An 18083-nucleotide genomic window follows, 5' to 3' on the forward strand; every position below is an offset into this window, starting at 1 on the left:
CCGATGGTACTGCAGGGGGGACCCTGTGGGAGAGTAGGACGCCGCCGAACAATTATTGGGAGAACCCCCGCATCTGGTGATGCGGGGGTTCTCTGCGTTTACGCTCGAATCATGCGCTACGACCTCGTGATCTTCGACAACGACGGTGTCCTCGTCGACAGCGAACCGATTTCCAACCGGCTGCTGGCCGCCTATCTGACCGAGCTCGGCCACCCGACGTCGTACGAGGACTCCCTGCGCGACTACATGGGCTCCGCCATGCACCGCATTCACGACCTGGTGCGGGAGCGGACCGGGCAGCGGCTGCCGGCCGACTTCGACGACGTCTTCCACGCCTGGGTCTTCGCCGCCTTCGAACAGGACCTGAAACCGGTGCCCCGAGTCGAGGAGGTCCTGCAGAAGCTCGTCGCCGACTCCGTGCCGTACTGCGTGGCGTCGTCCGGAAGCCATGAGCGGATCCGGGTGGGGCACCGGACGACCGGACTCGACCGGTTCTTCGACGAGAGGCGGATCTTCAGTTCGGAGGACGTGGGCAGGGGGAAGCCGGCGCCGGACCTGTTCCTGCACGCGGCCGAGCGGATGGGGGTGGCGCCGGAGCGGTGCGTCGTCGTCGAGGACAGTCCACTGGGGGTGCAGGCGGCGGTCGCGGCCGGCATGGACGTCCACGGCTTCACCGCCATGACGCCCGCGGAGCGGCTGGCCGGGGCCGGACGGCTCTTCTCCGACATGGCCGAGCTGCCCGACCTGCTCGCGTGAGAAGCGCGTGGCAACCGAAGGAAGCTGAACCGCATTCATCTTCGGCTGGATCTACCCACGGGTAAGCCCGAGCCCTACGCTCGCCGCCATGACTGATGTGCTGCGGCGCGGCAGGGGCTCGCTGGCGTTCGGCTTCTTCGTGCAGGGGATCGCCTTCGCTCTGCTCGTGACGCGGATCCCCGCCGTCCAGGACCGGTACGGGGTGTCCGACGCCCTGCTGCCGGCGTTCCTGGCCGCGGTGCCGATCCTCGCGGGCATCGGGAGTGTCGCCACCGAGCGGCTGGTGCGGCGGCTCCCTCCGAGCCGGCTGCTGCGGTGGTCGCAGCCGGTGGTGCTGCTGGCGCTGCTCGGTGTCGGGGCCGGGGAGCGGAGGGTGGAACTCGCGGTCGCGCTCGCCGTGTTCGGGCTGGCCGTCGGGATGCTGGACGCGTCGGTGAACATGCTCGGGGTGAGCCTGCAGCGGGCGTACGGGCGCAGCATCATGCTCAGTTTCCACGCGGCCTACAGCCTGGGCGGGATCGTGGGGGCCTCGCTGGCGTGGGTGGGGGCGCACGGGGGGCTGGCGTTGCGGGTGTCGTACCTGCCGGCCGTGCTGGTGGGGAGCCGGTGGTACGTCGACGACCGGGGCGCGGGAGAAGGCCGAGGGGGAGGAGCGGGTCGTCGTCTTCCGGTGGCTGCTGCCGCTGTGCCTGGTGATGACGGTCGCGTACATCGGGGACTCGACGGTCTCCCACTGGAGCGCGAAGTACCTGCAGGACGTGCTCGGCAGTTCGGAGCAGCTGGCGACGGTGCCGTACAACGTGTACATGGTCACGACGCTGCTGGGGCGGACCATCGGGGACTTCGGGGTGCGGCGGTTCGGGGCCGTGGCGGTCGTGCGGGCGGGTGCGCTGGTGGCGGCCGGTGGGTTCGCGGTGGTGGCGGCAGCGCCCGGGGCGTGGGTCGGGATGCTGGGGTTCACCCTGCTGGGGCTGGGGTTGTGCGTGCTGGTGCCGCAGACCTTCGCGGCGGCCGGGAGGCTGTTCCCGGGGGCTTCGGACGCGGTCGTGGCGCGGCTGAACGTCTTCAACTACGTGGGGTTCCTGGTCGGTTCGCCTTTGGTGGGTGCGCTCGGCGAGCTGTGGAGCTACCGCGGGGCGATGCTCGTGCCGATGGTGTTGGTGCTGGTGACGCTGGTGTACGCCCGGTCGTTCGCGCCTCGGCCCGACCGATACGGTGGCGGGCATGAGCGGCCGCGCACAGCTGATGTGGGACGAGGCAGTAACGGGCTATGACTTCGGTCCGGGGCATCCGATGGACCCCGTCCGCCTCGCCCTGACCCGGAGGCTCGTCGACGCCTTCGGGCTGGACCGGGAGGTGGACGTGGTGGCCGCCAAGGCGGCCGGGGAGTCGACGCTGCGGCTCGTCCACCGGCAGGACTACATCGAGGCCGTGAAGGCCGCCTCGGCGGATCCGGGGGCGGCGGACCAGTCGTACGGGCTGGGGACTGTGGACGATCCGGCGTTCGCGGGGATGCACGAGGTGTCGTCGCTGATCGCCGGGCAGTCGGTCGGGGCGGCGGAGGCGGTGTGGCGGGGTGAGGCGCTGCACGCGGTGAACTTCGCGGGCGGGCTGCACCACGCGATGCCGGGCGGCGCCTCCGGGTTCTGCGTCTACAACGACGCCTCGCTGGCGATCGCCCGGCTGCTGGAGCTGGGCGCCGAGCGGGTGGCGTACGTCGATGTCGACGTGCATCACGGGGACGGGGTGCAGGCGGCCTTCTGGGACGACCCGCGGGTGCTGACGATCTCGCTGCACGAGCATCCCCGGACGCTGTTCCCGCAGACCGGGTGGCCGCAGGAGACCGGGCCGGAGTCGGCGGAGGGCTCGGCGGTGAACGTGGCGCTGCCGGCCGGGACCGGGGACGCGGGGTGGCTGCGGGCGTTCCACGCGGTCGTGCCGGAGCTGATCGCCGACTTCCGGCCGCAGGTGCTGGTGACGCAGCACGGGGCCGACACGCACTTCGAGGATCCGCTGGCGCATCTGGCGGTGTCGCTGGACGCGCAGCGGGCGGTGCAGGCGGCCTGTCACGACCTGGCGCACGCGCACGCCGACGGGCGGTGGGTGGCCCTGGGAGGGGGCGGCTACGCCGTGGTGGACGTCGTGCCGCGGTCCTGGACGCATCTGGTCGCGATCGCTGCGGGCCGGGCCGTGGACCCGGAGTCGGTGATCCCGGAGTCATGGCGGCAGCACGTGTTCGCGAGGACGCGGCAGCTGGCCCCGGGGCGGATGACGGACGGGCGCTGGCCCGTTCGGTGGGCCTCCTGGGAGGAGGGCTACGACCCGGCCGACCGGCTGGACCAGGCGGTGCTGGCGGTCCGGCGGGCGGTGTTCCCGCTGCGGGGGCTGCTGGCGTGACGCCCGGCCGGTGAGGGCGGTCCGTACGCCGGTCGTGCGGTGTTCCGGGGTTTCCGGGGACATGTGCGGCTCCGGTCACGGACGATCTTTTCGTGCTGACCTCCGAAGCTCTGCGTGCGCACCTGGTGGGCGCGCGGCTCGCCGGTACCGTGGCCACCTCGCGTGAGGAGAGCCTGCGCAGCTACCGGCTCTTCGCCGCGCGGGACCCCCGGGTGCTCCTCGGGATCGATCCCGAGGGTGCCTGGGAGCAGCGGGACGTGATCGAGTTGATGGCGGACCGGTGTGGGGTTTCGGCCGACTTCCGGGAGACTTCCGGCCAGGATGTGATCGATCCGGAGCGTACGCTGGTCGCGCTGGACGCCTTCGCGGACCGTCTGGCCGACGCCGCCCGGCGGGGTGCGCCCGTGCTTCTCGGCACCGGTCACCCGCACCGGCTGCTCGGTTTCTACGCCGCTCTGGCAGACGCGCTGTCGGCGGCGGGATGTGCCGTCCTCACCCCGGCGCAGGGTCGCTGTGTCGACATGACGACCCGGTTCGGTCTACGCACGCACCACCTCGACTACGTACGAGGCGTCGCGCTGGTGCGGACACCCGGCGCGGAACGCCCCGGTTGTGAGCCCGGCGCGCATACGCACTCACCCCTGCCGGTCCGTACGGCGCTGGCCGCTGCCGCGGAGGCCGGCGGGCCTCTGCCCGAGCTGGTGATCGGGGACCACGGCTGGGCCTGCGGGGCAGGTCAGCTGGGGTTCGAGGCCATCGGCCCGGCCGACACGGACGACCCGGCGCTGTTCGTGGGGGAGGCCGAGGGGTCCGTTTCCGTCGTCGTCCCACTCGATGACGGCGTCCGGTCCGATTACTACCTGCCGCTGACCCGCTACGTAATCAATCGGGCGTGTCTGTCACAGTAGGCCGCCGATGGGTGCACCTCTTCCCCACTCGCATCACCCGCCTCTACATTGGGGAGTGAGCACGCAGCGACGAAGAGTCACCGGAAGGGGAAGCCGGTGGCCGTCGAGTGCGGAAGGTTCAGGTGTGTCATGGCTGCAGCTGGCGAAAGGCCTCTGAACGAGGTTCAGTTCCTTACCGTGGCGGAAGTCGCCTCGGTGATGCGAGTGTCGAAGATGACCGTGTACCGGCTGGTGCACAGCGGTCATCTGCCCGCGATCCGTGTGGGGCGGTCCTTCCGCGTCCCGGAGCAAGCGGTTCACGAGTACCTCCGCGAGAGTTACGTGGGGGTGGAAACCGCCTGACGACTGGCCGGGGTGATCCCCAGAGGGCACGTCGGGATCGCCCCGGGCACCTCGATTACGACCTCAGCGCTCGGTTGGGTAGGCTGGCCCCTCGTAGGTCGTATGGGCCCATGGCGCCCAAACACCGAGTGATGAGAAGTGAGCGAGGGTAGTCGTGGGCTCTGTTATCAAGAAGCGGCGCAAGCGGATGGCGAAGAAGAAGCACCGCAAGCTGCTCAAGCGCACGCGCGTTCAGCGTCGTAACAAGAAGTAGGTTCGCGGCGCGGACTGCGCGAGAGCGTTGCTGTGGCCCCTCACCGGTCGGTGGGGGGCCACAGTCGTACCGGCTCGCGGTTGTTGCCGCTCGTACGTACGGCTGCTTCGTTCGCCTCGGGCATCGCGGGGTCGTCACAGCGCACCGCGGACCCGCTAAGTTGGCCCCACGGGGGAACGCGGCGGGACCAGAGGTTTCTGAAGGAAGGCGCTGATCTTGGGCAAGGTCGTGCTCGTCACCGCAGTGGCCCGCCCGCTGGGGGGCCGGTTCGTCCGGCGGATCCAGCGTGACCCCGAGGTGGACCGGGTGATCGCCGTGGACGCGGTGCCGCCCGAGCACCATCTGGGCGGGGCCGACTTCGTCCAGGCGGACATCCGGCAGCCCGGGATCGCGCGGGTGCTCGCCGAGACGGGCGCCGACACGGTCGTCCACCTCGACGTGACGGGCACCCCGCTGGGCAGCGGCAACCGGGCGTCCCTGAAGGAGACCAACGTCATCGGCACCATGCAGCTGCTCGGTGCCTGCCAGAAGTCGCCGGCCGTGCAGCGGCTGGTCGTGAAGTCCAGCACCAACGTCTACGGTTCGGCGCCGCGTGATCCGGCCGTCTTCACCGAGACGACCCCGCCCAAGTCGCTGCCCAGCGGCGGCTTCGCCAAGGACACCGTCGAGGTCGAGGGCTATGTGCGGGGCTTCGCGCGGCGGCGGCCGGACGTGGCGGTGTGCGTGCTGCGGTTCGCCAACATCCTCGGCCCGAGCGCGGACACCCCGCTCGCCTCGTACTTCGCGCTGCCGGTCCTGCCGACGGTGTTCGGCTACGACCCCCGGCTGCAGTTCGTGCACGAGGACGATGTGATCGAGGTGCTGCGGCTCGGCTCCCACGAGCCCCGGCGGGGCACGCTCAACAGCGGCACCTTCAACATCGCCGGCGACGGAGTCCTGCTGCTGTCCCAGTGCTCCCGTCGCCTCGGGCGCCCCACGGTGCCCCTGCTGCTCCCCGCCGTCGTCTGGGCGGGCTCGCTGCTGCGCACGCTGGGCATGTCGGACTTCTCGCCGGAACAGATCCGGCTGCTCACCCACGGCCGGGTCGTCTCCACGGGCCAGATGCGCGAGACGCTGGGATTCCAGCCCAAGTACACGACCGCGGAGACGTTCGCGGACTTCGCCCGCAGCCGAGGACCGGGACTCCTTCCGCCCGAGGCCGTCGCGGAGGCCGTCGACCGGATCGCCGCGCTGCCCCTGGCGGGCGGCGGTCAGAGCCCGGCGCAGAGCGCCGACTGAGGAGCGCATCAACGATGGTGGACGCCAAGGTCATTCCGTTCGACGACGACCGGTCCCGGGGGAGCGCCGCGCAGCGCCCCCAGCGGCGCCGGAGCGCGGGGAACCGCCGCCCGGGCACGGAGTCCACGCCGGTCCGTGAGGTGCAGCCCCTGCCCACCGGGGAGGTCCCGCAGGATGATGAGCCCGTGACGGCCGGGGAGCAGCCCCCGGAGGGGCCCCGGGGCGGCGACGGTGGCCTGGAGCGGCGGATCGCGGGCGGCCTGGCCTTCCTGCGCCGCCGCCTCACCGGCGACTACGAGGTCGACGACTTCGGCTACGACGAGGAGCTGACCGACCAGGTCCTGATGTCGTTGCTGCGCCCGCTGTACGAGAAGTACTTCCGGGTCGAGGTGAAGGGCATCGAGAACATCCCGTCGGAGGGCGGCGCCCTGATCGTCGCCAACCATTCGGGGACGCTGCCGATGGACGGCCTCATGCTGCAGGTCGCCGTCCACGACAACCACCCGGCCGGCCGGCATCTGCGGCTGCTCGCCGCGGACCTGGTGTTCATGCTGCCGGTGGTCAACGAGCTGGCCCGCAAGCTCGGCCACACCCTGGCGTGTGCCGAGGACGCGGCGCGGCTGCTGCATGAGGGCGAGCTGGTCGGGGTGATGCCGGAGGGCTTCAAGGGCCTCGGCAAGCCCTTCGCGGACCGCTACAAGCTGCAGCGCTTCGGCCGCGGCGGTTTCGTCTCGACGGCCCTGCGCGCGGGGACGCCGATCGTGCCGTGCTCGATCGTCGGGGCCGAGGAGATCTACCCGATGATCGGCAACGCGAAGACGGTCGCCCGGCTGCTGGGGTTCCCGTACTTCCCGCTGACGCCGACGTTCCCCTGGCTCGGGCCGCTCGGCGCGGTGCCGCTGCCGACCAAGTGGACGATCCAGTTCGGTGAGCCGATCCCGACGGACGGCTATCCGCCGGAGGCCGCCGAGGACCCGATGCTGATGTTCAACCTGACCGACCAGGTCCGGGAGCAGATCCAGCACACGCTGTACAAGCTGCTGGTGCAGCGGCGGTCGGTCTTCTTCTGAGCCCGCCCGGGCACGCCGGTGGGGCGCCCCTCGCCGAGGGGCGCCCCACCGATGTCGTCTAGCCCGCGTCCTCGCTGTCGATGCCGAGCCCGGGCAGCAGGCCGGGCAGCAGGGGCGGGAGGGTCACATCCGGCTCGGGGGTCGGTGTGACGCCGTCAGCGGACGGGCTGGTGCTCGTCTCGCTGTCCTTCGGCGGGTCGAGGAGACCGCCCGTGCTGCCCCCGAGCAGGCCGTCGCTCTCGCTGCCGGAGCCCGCCGAGCTGCTGGGGCTGCTCGTGCGGCCCTCGTCGCTGTCGCGGCTGCCGCCGTCGCTGGGCCGCGTCGAGTGGTCGGTGCCGGAGGAGCCGCTGGGGGCCGCCTCGGATGCCCCCCGGCGTTTGCCGTCGTCGCCGCCCTGGGCCGGGGGCTCGGGCAGCAGGGAGCGCAGCGGGGCGACGTCCTGCTCTATGGCGTCGAAGACGGACGACACCTGCTCGCTGACGTCCCCGAGCTGCACGGGCAGCCGGTCGCGCAGCTCGCCCCAGGTCTGGCGGTGGGAGCGGGAGAACGCGGACAGGGCCTGGATGGGGCCGAGTGAGTCCGGGTCGTGCTCGTACGCCTCGCTCAGCAGCCGGTGGCCCTCGGACGCGTCGTGCCGCACCGCGGACAGGGCGCGGCGGATCTCGCCCAGGGACTCGTGGTCCAGCGGGCCGCTGCGGCCGCGCTCCATGAGGCGCCGGGCCTCGCTGAGCCGGGTGGACGCGTGGTCGAGGTAGACCCGGCCGCGTTCGTCCGCCCCGTCGGCAAGGCCGAGCTTGACGTCCTCGATGCCGCGCTTGAGGCCGTAGAGCGAGTCACCGGGCAGGGCGTCGGAGCTGGCGGCGGAGACGCCGCCCAGGGCGCTCGCGGCCAGGCCGACGCTGAGCCCGCCCGCGGTGAGGCCCTTGGCGAGGCGGGACCGCGGTCGCAGCTTCTTCAGCGTCGCGCGGTGGGCGCCACGGGCCCGGGTGGAGCGCTGCCCGGGGACCGCGCGGTCCGTCGCCCCGCCTCCTGCGGTGCCCTCCTGGAGCATGGCCTCGAACGCGGCCACCAGCTGGGCCCGCTGGACGACCTTGACCTCCGGGTCGAGCACCGGCTTGGGCAACGCGTCCAGACCGGAGGCGAGCGCCAGCAGGCGCGCTTCCTCGGTCGGGTCCGCGGCCGCCGGGGCCGGGGGCGATCCTTCGGACTGCTCGGCCGCCGTGCCCTGCTCGGACTGCTCCTCCAGGGCCTGGGCGAAGGCGTTCGCCCGCCGGTGCGCCGATACGTTCGCGATCACTGGCGGCACCTCCTCTCGTCATGACGGTCGACTCCCCAGGGGGTCCTGAGGGTTGCACACCCTGACGGCGACCACACGATCGGGTGAGCGGAGTCGGCCAGGGGGTGACCACAGGGAGCCTGCATCCCGCACAACGAGCGGCGTGGCACTTGGGTTACGGACACCGGCCTGCCGAATACCGGAGTCAACGAAGTCTCACGCACGGTGAGTTGACCGTAGCCGAGGGTGCGGTCCCCATCAGCGGGCGTCTTCCGGGAGGAGCCGGGCGAGGGTGCGGACGGCCCGGTACTGGAGGGTCTTGATGGCGCCCTCGTTCTTGCCCATGACCCGGGCCGTCTCGGCGACCGAGAGGCCCTGGAGGAAGCGGAGCGTCACACACTCCTGCTGCTGGGGGTTGAGCCGCCGTACGGCGTCGAGCAGGGCGGCGTTGGAGAGGGACTCCAGGACGGAGTCCTCGGGGGAGCGCTCGACCTCGTTGGCGTCGAGCATCTCGCCGGTGGTGATCTCGAGACGGAAACGGCTGGACTTGAAGTGGTCCGCGACCAGGTTGCGGGCGATCGTGACGAGCCAGGCGCCGAAGTCGCGCCCCTGCCAGGTGAAGGTGCCGATGCGGCGCAGGGCGCGCAGAAAGGTCTCGCTGGTGAGGTCCTCGGCGGTCGCCCTGCCCCCGACCCGGTAGTAGATGTACCGGTACACGGTGTCGCTGTACTGGTCGTAGAGGCGGCCGAAGGCGTCGGCCTCGCCGGCCTGGGCGCGCTCCACGAGGTCCATCATCCGGGCACTGTCGCTGTCCGCGGCGGGCCGGCGTGCGGTGGCCGCCCCGGACGGGCGCCCTCGTCTGCCGACCGCGGCGCTGCCGTCGGCCAGTGCGTAGCACGGGCCTACGGGCGCGGCGGTGGCGAATGCGGGGACGGCGTACGCGGTGGGGACGAAGCCGCGCAACAGGTCGAGGACCGTTGCGCGCAGCGTAGCCAGGCCCGAGGCGTCAACCCCGACGTGTGGGTACACGGGACTCCCAGAGGCAGAGCTTCCATCACGTGCAGTACGGAACCGTTCACCCGTCGTAGCGACGGAGGGGTACCGGATTGCGTCTGAGGAGAATAACGCTTCGTGCAGGAGCTACTACACCGAGTTGCTCAAATCGTCGATTGCGTCGCTTCCGTAACCGATTGACACCGGATCAAGTGCCTGATCTTGCACGGTTGTTGATCGAAACGGTTCGTATGGCGCCTGAGTGCAGGGCGTCTTATGGCCGTGTGCAGCCAAGAGGACTGGACAGGCGGTTGTGGGGGTACGCCAGTTGGATTGACGTGGTGTGTCATCCCGGACACGAAGGTGTCCCGGTTTGATCGGACGGGTCAGCGGCGGCGGCGGTGCAGGGCGATGGCGGCCGCCGTGCCGCCGGCGACCGCGCCGACGCCGGCCGCGGCCGGGAGGCCGACCTTGGCGGCCTTGCGGCCGGTGCGGTAGTCGCGCAGGCGCCAGTCCAGCTGCCGGGCGTGCTTGCGCAGCTTGGGGTCCGGGTTGATGGCGTAGGGGTGGCCGACCAGCGAGAGCATCGGGATGTCGTTGTGCGAGTCGCTGTAGGCGGCGCAGCGGCGCAGGTCCAGGCCCTCCGCGAGGGCCAGCGCGCGGACCGCCTCGGCCTTCGCGGGGCCGTGCAGCGGTTCGCCGACGAGCTTGCCGGTGTAGACGCCGTCGACGGACTCGGCGACCGTGCCGAGCGCGCCGGTCAGGCCGAGGCGGCGGGCGATCACCTGGGCGATCTCTACGGGGGCCGCCGTCACCAGCCACACCTTCTGGCCCGCGTCCAGGTGGGCCTGGGCGAGGGCGCGGGTGCCCGGCCAGATGCGCTCGGCCATGTACTCGTCGTAGATCTCCTCGCCGATCGACTGCAGCTCGGCGACGCGGTGGCCCTTGACGATGGACAGCGCCGAGTCGCGGGCCTCCTGCATGTGCTCGGGGTCCTCGACCCCGGCCAGCCGGAACCACGCCTGCTGCCAGGCGAAGCGGGCGAGCTCGCGCGTCTCGAAGAACTTCCGCTTGTACAGGCCCCGCCCGAAGTGGAAGAGGGCGGCGCCCTGCATGACGGTGTTGTCCAGGTCGAAGAAGGCGGCGGCGCGGTCGTCGCCGTGTACCGGGAACTGCGGTTCCGTCGTGCCGGCGGCTTCCTGCGTGGATTTGCGGGCAGCCTCCGCCGAGGCCTCGCCTGCCAAAACGCTCCGCGCCGTGGCGGAGCGCCTACGGGGTGTGAGCCATCCGAGAGCGGCCATGGCGTGAGCATAGCCATGTCGTCCGGGGGATCCGGAGCCGCGACGTTCGGAGCGTGTGAACTCTCGGCGAGCGTGTCGTTAAAGAGGCGGAACGGGGCCGAGGGCACCCGGCGTGTCCGCTGGTGCTTGCGCGGGTCTTCCCCCCGTGCGCGGGCGCGCGACAATGGCCGGCATGAGTCTCTTCCGCCGCAGGCCCCCTCGGGACCGGCTCGTGACCCTGATCCGCAAGCCCGGCTGTCACCTGTGCGACGAGGCACAGGTCGTCGTGGAGAAGGTGTGCGGAGATCTGGGAGTCCCCTGGGAGCAGAAGGACATCACCGAGGACCGCGAACTGCACGACCGGTACTGGGAGCAGATCCCCGTCGTGCTGCTCGACGGCGCACAGCACACCTTCTGGCGCGTGAACGAGGACCGCCTGCGCAAGGCGCTGACCGACTGAGCCGGACCGCCGGGACGACTGACCGATGAGTACAAAGCGGGTCGGGAGTCGCTTGGGATCGACGGCGACTTGGTCTCGGGGGCGGGATTCACTGAGGAGAGTGTGCGGTTCCGCCCCCAGAAGAAAAGGAACGGCGGTGTCCGTGCGCCGGTTCCCCATGGGTGTGCCGGAGGTGCGTGAGCCCGGTCACGTTGGGCGGGCAAATCGGACACCATCTTTGTGCACGCGTTCACAAAGACATAGCCTGCATTCGACGGGGCGGTCATGTAGGGACGTATGACCGCCTACAGCCCCGCTCTACCCGCAGGAGCACCGTGGCAACTGGCCGAACTCACCGACCGGCGACCCGCAGCCGAGGCATTCCCGAGGCCACCGTCGCCCGGCTTCCGCTGTACCTCCGCGCGCTGACCGCACTGTCGGAGCGCTCGGTGCCCACGGTCTCCTCCGAGGAGCTCGCGGCCGCGGCGGGGGTCAACTCCGCGAAGCTGCGCAAGGACTTCTCCTACCTCGGGTCGTACGGCACGAGGGGCGTCGGCTACGACGTCGAGTACCTCGTCTACCAGATCTCCCGCGAGCTGGGCCTGACCCAGGACTGGCCGGTCGTGATCGTCGGTATCGGAAACCTCGGCGCCGCGCTCGCCAACTACGGCGGGTTCGCCTCCCGGGGCTTCCGCGTCGCCGCGCTGATCGACGCCGACCCGGCCATGGCGGGCAAGCCCGTCGCCGGCATCCCGGTGCAGCACTCCGACGAGCTGGAGCGGATCATCGAGGACAACGGCGTGTCCATCGGTGTCATCGCCACCCCCGCCGGTGCCGCCCAGCAGGTCTGCGACCGGCTCGTGGCCGCCGGGGTCACCTCCATCCTGAACTTCGCGCCGACCGTGCTGTCCGTCCCGGACGGCGTCGACGTGCGCAAGGTCGACCTCTCCATCGAGCTGCAGATCCTCGCCTTCCACGAGCAGCGCAAGGCCGGCGAGGAGGCCGCGAGCGCCGACGCCCTGCCCGCCGCCCGCAGCGACTCCGCCGACCAGGGGCCCGACGGGGACATGCCCGCCGTGATGCCGGCATGAGCCTCCTCGTCGTCGGACTCTCCCACCGCAGCGCCCCGGTCAGCGTCCTGGAGCGGGCCTCGCTCGCCGCGGACGCCCAGGTCAAGCTGCTGCAGGACACGGTCGCCGTCGAACCGGCCTCCGAGGCCGCGGTGCTCGCCACCTGCAACCGCATCGAGCTCTACGCCGACGTGGACAAGTTCCACGCCGGTGTCGCCGAGCTGTCCACGCTGCTCGCGCAGCACAGCGGCGTCGGCCTGGAGGAGCTCACCCCCTATCTGTACGTGCACTACGAGGACCGGGCCGTCCACCACCTCTTCTCGGTGGCCTGCGGACTGGACTCGATGGTCGTCGGCGAGGGACAGATCCTCGGCCAGATCAAGGACTCCCTGGCCCGGGCGCAGGAGCTGCACACCGCGGGACGGCTGCTGAACGACCTGTTCCAGCAGGCCCTGCGGGTCGGCAAGCGCGCCCACTCCGAGACCGGTATCGACCGCGCCGGCCAGTCCCTGGTCACCTTCGGCCTGGAGCAGCTGGCCGCGGGCGGTGAGGTGCAGACCTGGGCGCGGGGCAAGAGGGCCCTGGTCATCGGCGCCGGCTCGATGTCCTCGCTGGCCGCGGCCACGCTCGCGCGGGCCGGGGTCGCCGAGGTCGTGATCGCCAACCGCACCCTCGACCGGGCCGAGCGGCTCGCGGAGATACTCGGCGAGGGCGACGACACGGACGTGCTGGCCCGCGCGGTACCGATGGAGTCGGTGCCGGTCGAGCTGACACGTGCCGATGTCGCCGTCTCCTGCACCGGGGCGACCGGCCTGGTCCTGACCGCCGAGGCGGTCGCCGAGGCCGCCGGGGACCGCGCGCCGTCGGCCGCGCCCGGCGGTGACGGACCGGCGGCACCGGGCGGCGGCTCCGGCCGGGCGACCGGCCCGGGCGCGCAGCGCGACCCGTCGGGCACCGGCCTCGGCACCGAGGACGGCTGCCCGCTGGACCTCACCGCCGTGCAGGGCACCGCGGGATTCTCCGTGGCGGGCGAGGCGGCCGTGGCCGGCATGGCCGCCGCCGATCTGGAACAGCACGCCGCGTGGGTGGACAACGGCACGCCGGGCGCCCAGCGCACCGCGACCGCCGCCCGGCCCGGCACCCCCGACCCGGCCGCGGAGGCCGACGCCATCGCCGCGCTCGCCGCGACCGCCGCCACCGTGGGCCGGATCCCCGAGCGGCGCAGGCCCGAGCCGGTCGTGGAGCCGCAGCGGCCCGAGCCCGTGCTCTTCCTGCTGGACCTGGCGATGCCGCGCGACATCGACGCGGCCGTGCACCGGCTGGCCGGGGTGCGGCTGGTCGACATCGAGTCGCTGGCGGAGGCCTCCGCGGGCGCCCCGATGGCCGCCGACGTGGACCTGGTCCGGCGCATCGTCTCCGACGAGGTCACGGCCTTCGGGGCCGCACAGCGGGCCGCGCACATCACCCCGACCGTGGTCGCCCTGCGCACCATGGCCGCCGATGTCGTGGCCAGCGAGATCGCCCGCCTGGACGGGCGGCTGCCCGGCCTCGACGACAAGCACCGCGCGGAGATCACCCAGACCGTGCGGCGCGTGGTGGACAAGCTGCTGCACGCGCCGACCGTGCGGGTCAAGCAGCTCGCCGCCGAGCCCGGCGGCGCCGGGTACGCGGACGCGCTGCGGACCCTGTTCGACCTCGACCCCGAGACGCTGGCAGCCGTCTCCCGGGCCGGGGACAGCACCACCCAGAGAGACCGAGGCCCGGCATGAACGACAAGGCGCTGAGGCTCGGCACACGCCGGAGCAAGCTCGCCATGGCCCAGTCCGGGCAGGTGGCCGAGGCCGTGAGCCGGGTGACCGGGCGGCCCGTCGAACTCGTCGAGATCACCACGTTCGGCGACGTCTCGCGTGAGGCGCTCGCGCAGATCGGCGGCACCGGCGTGTTCGTGACCGCCCTGCGCGACGCGCTGCTCGGGGGCGAGGTCGACTTCGCGGTGCACTCGCTGAAGGACCTGCCGACCACGCAGCCCGAGGAGCTGGTCATCGCCGCCGTGCCCGTGCGGGAGGACCCGCGGGACGTGATCGTCGCCCGGGACGCGCTGAAGTTCACCGACCTGCCCCCCGGCGCCCGCATAGGCACCGGCTCACCGCGCCGCACGGCCCAGCTCAACGCGTACGCGCGCAGCCACGGCCTGGACCTCACGACGGTCCCGATCCGCGGCAACGTCGACACCCGCATCGGCTTCGTGCGCAGCGGTGAGCTCGACGCCGTCGTGCTGGCCGCCGCCGGACTGAACCGGGTCGGCCGCAGCGAGGAAGTGACCGACTTCCTGTCGGTCGACGCGATTTTGCCCGCCCCCGGCCAGGGGGCCCTGGCGATCGAGTGTGCCGCGGGCGACGCGGACCTCGTCGCCGCGCTCGCCGCGCTCGACGACCCGTTCACGCGGGTCGCCGTGACGGCCGAGCGGTCACTGCTCGCCGCCCTGGAGGCCGGCTGCAGCGCGCCCGTGGGCGCGCTGGCCGACATCCTGGGAGCCGGGCATGCAGTCAAGGAAATGCGCCTGCGGGGCGTCGTCGGCACAACCGACGGCACACGCATGGTGCAGCTGTCCACCACCGGTCCCGTGCCCGACACGCACGACGGGGCGACGGCGCTCGGCCGCGAACTCGCGGACGAGATGCTCGCCCAGGGCGCGGCCGGTCTGATGGGGGAGCGAGCACAGTGAGCCCCACCACCCTTTCCGCCGGTCCTGAACACGGGCACGTCACCTTCCTGGGTGCCGGACCCGGAGATCCGGGACTGCTGACCCTGCGCGCCGTGGAGGCGCTGGCGAACGCGGACGTCCTCGTCGCCGAGCACGAGGTGCTCGACGTCGTACGTCAGCACGCCAGGCAGGGCGTCTCCGAGGTGCGCACGGACACGGATCCTTCCCAGGACCCGGCGCCGGGCACAGGAGCGCCCCAGCTGACGGTAGTTGACGGCACGTCAGCCCCGGTCGCCGCCCCCGCGGTGCGAGATGCCGCACATCTTGTCATGGAGGCCGCGCGGGGCGGCAGGCGGGTCGTGCGTGCGGTGTCCGGTGACCCGGGCCTCGACACGTACGCCGCCGAGGAGATGCTGGCGTGCGCCGCCGCCGGGGTGCCCTTCGAGGTCGTCCCCGGCATCGCGAGCGCCGTCGGCGTGCCCGCGTACGCCGGTGTGCCGCTGCGGGACGCGCGGGGCACGGACGTGCGGTTCGTGGACGCGCGCACGGCGTCGGACCGGTGCTGGACGGAGGTCGGGGCGTCGGACGGCACGGTCGTCGTCTCCACGACGCTGGACTCCGTCGCCGCGGCGGCCGGTGAGCTCGTCTCCGCCGGGCGCAAGCCGGACACCCCGATGACGGTCACCGTCGCCGGCACCACCACCCGGCAGCGCACCTGGACCGCCACGCTCGGCACGATCGCCCAGACGCTGAAGCAGCTCAAGGTGCTGCCCTCGCCCGACGGTGGCCGGCCGGTGATAGCCGTGGTCGGTGAGCGTTCCTCCGCCGCCCAGCGCGACCAGCTCGCGTGGTTCGAGTCCAAGCCGCTGTTCGGCTGGAAGGTGCTCGTGCCGCGCACCAAGGAGCAGGCGGCGTCGCTCTCCGACCAGCTCCGGTCCTACGGGGCCGTGCCGCACGAGGTCCCGACGATCGCCGTCGAGCCGCCGCGCACGCCCCAGCAGATGGAGCGCGCGGTCAAGGGCCTGGTGACGGGCCGCTACGAGTGGATCGCCTTCACCTCGGTGAACGCGGTCAAGGCCGTGCGGGAGAAGTTCGAGGAGTACGGGCTCGACGCGCGAGCCTTCGCGGGCATCAAGGTCGCGGCGGTCGGCGAGCAGACCGCCAAGGCGCTGATCGCCTTCGGCGTGAAGCCCGACCTGGTGCCGAGCGGCGAGCAGTCGGCCGCCGGTCTCCTGGAGGACTGGCCGCCCTACGACCCCGTCTTCGACCCGATCGACCGCGTCTTCCTGCCGCGCGCCGACATCGCCACGGAGACGCTGGTCGCCGGGCTGATCGAGCTGGGCTGGGAGGTCGACGACGTCACGGCCTACCGGACCGTGCGGGCCTCGCCGCCGCCGGCGGAGACGCGTGAGGCGATCAAGGGCGGTGGCTTCGACGCGGTGCTGTTCACGTCGTCCTCGACGGTGCGGAACCTGGTCGGCATCGCCGGCAAGCCCCACAACGTCACGGTGATCGCCTGCATCGGCCCCGCCACGGCCAAGACGGCCGAGGAGCACGGCCTGCGGGTCGACGTGATGGCCCCCGAGCCGTCGGTGCACAAGCTGGCGGAGGCGCTGGCCGACTTCGGCGCGAAGCGCCGGCTGGCGGCGCTGGAGGCCGGGGACCCGGTGACGCGCCCGAGCGAGCGGCGGCCGGGGAGCCGGCGGCGGCGGTCCACGACCTGACCTGACCTGTCCTGACCTGATCCGACGCGACGAGCGGGGCGGACCGCGATCTGCGGCTCCGCCCCGCTCGGGTTTTGTGTCAGTGCGCGGAGGCGTACGGCAGGAAGTCCGCCCAGGTGGTGGGGGTGAGGGCGAGGCGGGGGCCGTCCGGGATCTTGGAGTCGCGCACGTGGACGGTTGCCAAGGTAGTGGCGACCTCGACGCAGGAAGGACCGTCGTCCGAGCTGTAGCTGCTCTTTATCCACTCCAGCTTGCCATCGGAACCGTCAGGAGTCTTGAGGGTCATGACTCTCCCAGCACTTTCTCGATGAGGGCCAGCGACTCTCGTGGCGTGAGAGCCTGCGCCCGGATGATCCCATAGCGCATGTCGAGGACCGTGGTCTCTTTCGGGTCGGTGATCACGCGGTTGGTGAGCTGGACTTCGTTCAGGCCTACGGCCGCTCCGTCTTTGAGCTTGAGCAGCCGGAAGGGGCCGCCGAGACCCGAGTTCTCCTCCCGGCTCAGAGGCAGGACCTGTAGGTCGACGTTCCGCATCTGGGTTACTTGCGACAACCGTTCGAGCTGGTTACGCATGACCATCTTGCCCCCGATCAGGCGGCGCAGTGTCGCCTCGCACAGCACAAAGCTGAACAGAGGGCGTGCTGTCGGGGCGCAGAAGATCTCCTGTCGATCCAGGCGGGCGGCTACCCGCTGCTCCAGCTCCTCTTCCGTGAACTGCGGTCGTCGGGAGCCGAAAACGGCCCGCGCGTACGCCTCGGTCTGCAACAGCCCGTCGATGACGGAGTTGTTGTAGGAGCAGATCTCGACGGCCTCCGCCTCCAGGCGCTTCACGTCCCGCACCTTCTTCGGATACCGGGCCTCCGCCACGTCCCTCTTCATCGCGGCGATCTTCCCGCCCGCGCCCAGGACTTCGTCCGCCGCGTCCAGGTACTCCGGCCGTGGAATCCGCCGCCCCCGCTCCACCGACGAGACCAGGTCCTCCCCGTACCCGATCGCCGTCCCGAACTCCGCCTGGGTGAGGCCGGCCGCCTCGCGCCACAGCCTCAACTGCCGTGAGACCGTGCGCATCACGGCCCCGGCCTCCTCGTCGTCCAGCCCCGCTTCCCACCCGCTCATGCTCGCCGCCCTCCCGTCGCGCACGCCCTTCCCCGGACCAACTCCGGCCGCGCGCAGTCGGTCACGCCGGACAGCCCGGACGGAACCGGACACCTCACGTACAGCCTCCGGCCGTACGAGCTGTCTGTGCTCACGCAGTACGCACCATTGGACACACTGAGCGATGTGAATCAAGAGGGCGCCACGCCATCTGAGAAGGGACACCGCATGACGACGCTCACCCCCGATGCCCCGTGGGCACTGCGCCTGGTCACCGACCGGCTGCCGGTCGGGCCGCCGCCGTACGCGACGGTGACGCTCGACCACGTCACACAGACCGCCCGTTACGCCGACGCGGCTGGACGACCGGTCGAGATGGGCAAGCACGGGACGTCGAGGACGACCGGCACCGCGTCCGTGTCCGGGGGCGGTGACGGGAACGGTCCGCAGCCCCAGACACAGGACGACACCACCACCGACTACGAGTCGGACTGACCG

Annotated in this window: 18 protein-coding genes and 1 pseudogene; 14 read left to right on the forward strand and 5 right to left on the reverse strand. The window is 71.8% G+C overall.

Annotated features, from left to right (window positions below; translation table 11 throughout):
* Positions 1-111 precede the first annotated feature (111 nt).
* The 8 genes and pseudogenes from ACFW6P_RS20425 to ACFW6P_RS20460 all read left to right on the forward strand — a co-directional run bounded on the left by ACFW6P_RS20425 (position 112) and on the right by ACFW6P_RS20460 (position 7004).
* Complete coding sequence (locus ACFW6P_RS20425) at positions 112-756, forward strand: HAD family hydrolase (protein ID WP_386424320.1); 645 nt, start codon at positions 112-114, stop codon at positions 754-756.
* An 88-nt stretch (positions 757-844) separates the two neighbouring features.
* Positions 845-2030, forward strand: a pseudogene (locus tag ACFW6P_RS20430) (MFS transporter).
* On the forward strand, positions 1981-3153 hold the full coding sequence (locus tag ACFW6P_RS20435) for an acetoin utilization protein AcuC (RefSeq protein WP_386355878.1): 1173 nt from the start codon (positions 1981-1983) through the stop codon (positions 3151-3153). Before ACFW6P_RS20430 ends, ACFW6P_RS20435 begins: the two are co-directional and overlap by 50 nt.
* 92 nt (positions 3154-3245) lie before the next feature.
* The gene (locus ACFW6P_RS20440) at positions 3246-4061 is read left to right on the forward strand and encodes a phosphatase (RefSeq protein ID WP_386355875.1); all 816 of its coding nucleotides are present in this window, start codon (positions 3246-3248) and stop codon (positions 4059-4061) included.
* A 129-nt stretch (positions 4062-4190) separates the two neighbouring features.
* A complete protein-coding gene (locus ACFW6P_RS20445; protein ID WP_004984898.1) occupies positions 4191-4403 on the forward strand; it encodes a helix-turn-helix domain-containing protein in 213 nt (70 codons plus the stop codon).
* A gap of 154 nt (positions 4404-4557) precedes the next feature.
* Positions 4558-4656 (forward strand): 30S ribosomal protein bS22, encoded by a 99-nt coding sequence (locus tag ACFW6P_RS20450; protein WP_003948845.1) that lies wholly within the window; start codon positions 4558-4560, stop codon positions 4654-4656.
* A 216-nt stretch (positions 4657-4872) separates the two neighbouring features.
* A complete protein-coding gene (locus tag ACFW6P_RS20455) occupies positions 4873-5934 on the forward strand; it encodes an NAD-dependent epimerase/dehydratase family protein (protein ID WP_386355873.1) in 1062 nt (353 codons plus the stop codon).
* 14 nt (positions 5935-5948) lie between these two features.
* The gene (locus ACFW6P_RS20460; RefSeq protein WP_386355870.1) at positions 5949-7004 is read left to right on the forward strand and encodes a lysophospholipid acyltransferase family protein; all 1056 of its coding nucleotides are present in this window, start codon (positions 5949-5951) and stop codon (positions 7002-7004) included.
* A 58-nt stretch (positions 7005-7062) separates the two neighbouring features.
* On the opposite strand, the gene ACFW6P_RS20465 is transcribed toward ACFW6P_RS20460, so the two are convergent.
* The 3 genes from ACFW6P_RS20465 to ACFW6P_RS20475 all read right to left on the reverse strand — a co-directional run bounded on the left by ACFW6P_RS20465 (position 7063) and on the right by ACFW6P_RS20475 (position 10574).
* Entirely contained in the window at positions 7063-8301 is a 1239-nt protein-coding gene (locus ACFW6P_RS20465) for a DUF5667 domain-containing protein (RefSeq protein WP_386355867.1), read from the reverse strand.
* Between the two features lie 237 nt (positions 8302-8538).
* Positions 8539-9309: an ECF subfamily RNA polymerase sigma factor, BldN family gene (locus ACFW6P_RS20470; RefSeq protein ID WP_386355865.1), complete on the reverse strand. Its 771-nt coding sequence runs from the start codon at positions 9307-9309 to the stop codon at positions 8539-8541.
* A 350-nt stretch (positions 9310-9659) separates the two neighbouring features.
* Positions 9660-10574, reverse strand: coding sequence for an HAD family hydrolase (locus tag ACFW6P_RS20475; RefSeq protein ID WP_386355862.1), 915 nt, complete (start codon positions 10572-10574; stop codon positions 9660-9662).
* A gap of 163 nt (positions 10575-10737) precedes the next feature.
* Here ACFW6P_RS20475 and ACFW6P_RS20480 point away from each other — a divergent pair, with 163 nt between their 5' ends.
* The 5 genes from ACFW6P_RS20480 (at position 10738) to ACFW6P_RS20500 (ending at position 16490) form a co-directional block, all read left to right on the forward strand.
* On the forward strand, positions 10738-11013 hold the full coding sequence (locus ACFW6P_RS20480; RefSeq protein ID WP_386355860.1) for a glutaredoxin family protein: 276 nt from the start codon (positions 10738-10740) through the stop codon (positions 11011-11013).
* A 314-nt stretch (positions 11014-11327) separates the two neighbouring features.
* Complete coding sequence (locus tag ACFW6P_RS20485) at positions 11328-12083, forward strand: redox-sensing transcriptional repressor Rex (RefSeq protein ID WP_386355858.1); 756 nt, start codon at positions 11328-11330, stop codon at positions 12081-12083.
* Positions 12080-13831 (forward strand): glutamyl-tRNA reductase, encoded by a 1752-nt coding sequence (locus ACFW6P_RS20490; RefSeq protein WP_386355855.1) that lies wholly within the window; start codon positions 12080-12082, stop codon positions 13829-13831. Before ACFW6P_RS20485 ends, ACFW6P_RS20490 begins: the two co-directional genes overlap by 4 nt.
* The gene (hemC, locus tag ACFW6P_RS20495; protein WP_386355852.1) at positions 13828-14787 is read left to right on the forward strand and encodes a hydroxymethylbilane synthase; all 960 of its coding nucleotides are present in this window, start codon (positions 13828-13830) and stop codon (positions 14785-14787) included. Before ACFW6P_RS20490 ends, hemC begins: the two co-directional genes overlap by 4 nt.
* Positions 14784-16490, forward strand: coding sequence for a uroporphyrinogen-III synthase (locus ACFW6P_RS20500; protein WP_386355849.1), 1707 nt, complete (start codon positions 14784-14786; stop codon positions 16488-16490). The genes hemC and ACFW6P_RS20500 overlap by 4 nt, the downstream gene beginning before the upstream one ends.
* A gap of 79 nt (positions 16491-16569) precedes the next feature.
* Here the strand turns inward: ACFW6P_RS20500 and ACFW6P_RS20505 are convergent, their stop codons facing one another.
* Together ACFW6P_RS20505 and ACFW6P_RS20510 are read right to left on the reverse strand one after the other, a co-directional pair.
* Positions 16570-16776: a DUF397 domain-containing protein gene (locus ACFW6P_RS20505; RefSeq protein ID WP_386355846.1), complete on the reverse strand. Its 207-nt coding sequence runs from the start codon at positions 16774-16776 to the stop codon at positions 16570-16572.
* On the reverse strand, positions 16773-17606 hold the full coding sequence (locus ACFW6P_RS20510) for a helix-turn-helix transcriptional regulator (protein WP_386424322.1): 834 nt from the start codon (positions 17604-17606) through the stop codon (positions 16773-16775). Before ACFW6P_RS20510 ends, ACFW6P_RS20505 begins: the two co-directional genes overlap by 4 nt.
* Before the next feature lie 207 nt (positions 17607-17813).
* Between ACFW6P_RS20510 and ACFW6P_RS20515 the strand changes: the two genes are divergently transcribed.
* On the forward strand, positions 17814-18080 hold the full coding sequence (locus tag ACFW6P_RS20515; protein WP_386355840.1) for a putative ATP-grasp-modified RiPP: 267 nt from the start codon (positions 17814-17816) through the stop codon (positions 18078-18080).
* The last annotated feature ends 3 nt before the right edge of the window (positions 18081-18083 follow it).

The organism is Streptomyces sp. NPDC058741, from assembly GCF_042746715.1.
In the GTDB taxonomy this organism is placed as follows: Bacteria; Actinomycetota; Actinomycetes; order Streptomycetales; family Streptomycetaceae; genus Streptomyces.

Excerpts from the sequence above, each read along its gene's own strand:
- ACFW6P_RS20510 (WP_386424322.1), bottom strand. The coding sequence starts at position 17,606 with ATGAGCGGGTGGGAAGCGGGGCTGGACGACGAGGAGGCCGGGGCCGTG.
- ACFW6P_RS20505 (WP_386355846.1), bottom strand. The coding sequence starts at position 16,776 with ATGACCCTCAAGACTCCTGACGGTTCCGATGGCAAGCTGGAGTGGATA.
- ACFW6P_RS20480 (WP_386355860.1), top strand. The coding sequence starts at position 10,738 with ATGGCCGGCATGAGTCTCTTCCGCCGCAGGCCCCCTCGGGACCGGCTC.
- ACFW6P_RS20460 (WP_386355870.1), top strand. The coding sequence starts at position 5,949 with ATGGTGGACGCCAAGGTCATTCCGTTCGACGACGACCGGTCCCGGGGG.
- ACFW6P_RS20515 (WP_386355840.1), top strand. The coding sequence starts at position 17,814 with ATGACGACGCTCACCCCCGATGCCCCGTGGGCACTGCGCCTGGTCACC.
- ACFW6P_RS20475 (WP_386355862.1), bottom strand. The coding sequence starts at position 10,574 with ATGGCCGCTCTCGGATGGCTCACACCCCGTAGGCGCTCCGCCACGGCG.
- ACFW6P_RS20445 (WP_004984898.1), top strand. The coding sequence starts at position 4,191 with ATGGCTGCAGCTGGCGAAAGGCCTCTGAACGAGGTTCAGTTCCTTACC.
- ACFW6P_RS20490 (WP_386355855.1), top strand. The coding sequence starts at position 12,080 with ATGAGCCTCCTCGTCGTCGGACTCTCCCACCGCAGCGCCCCGGTCAGC.
- ACFW6P_RS20425 (WP_386424320.1), top strand. The coding sequence starts at position 112 with ATGCGCTACGACCTCGTGATCTTCGACAACGACGGTGTCCTCGTCGAC.
- ACFW6P_RS20435 (WP_386355878.1), top strand. The coding sequence starts at position 1,981 with ATGAGCGGCCGCGCACAGCTGATGTGGGACGAGGCAGTAACGGGCTAT.
- hemC (WP_386355852.1), top strand. The coding sequence starts at position 13,828 with ATGAACGACAAGGCGCTGAGGCTCGGCACACGCCGGAGCAAGCTCGCC.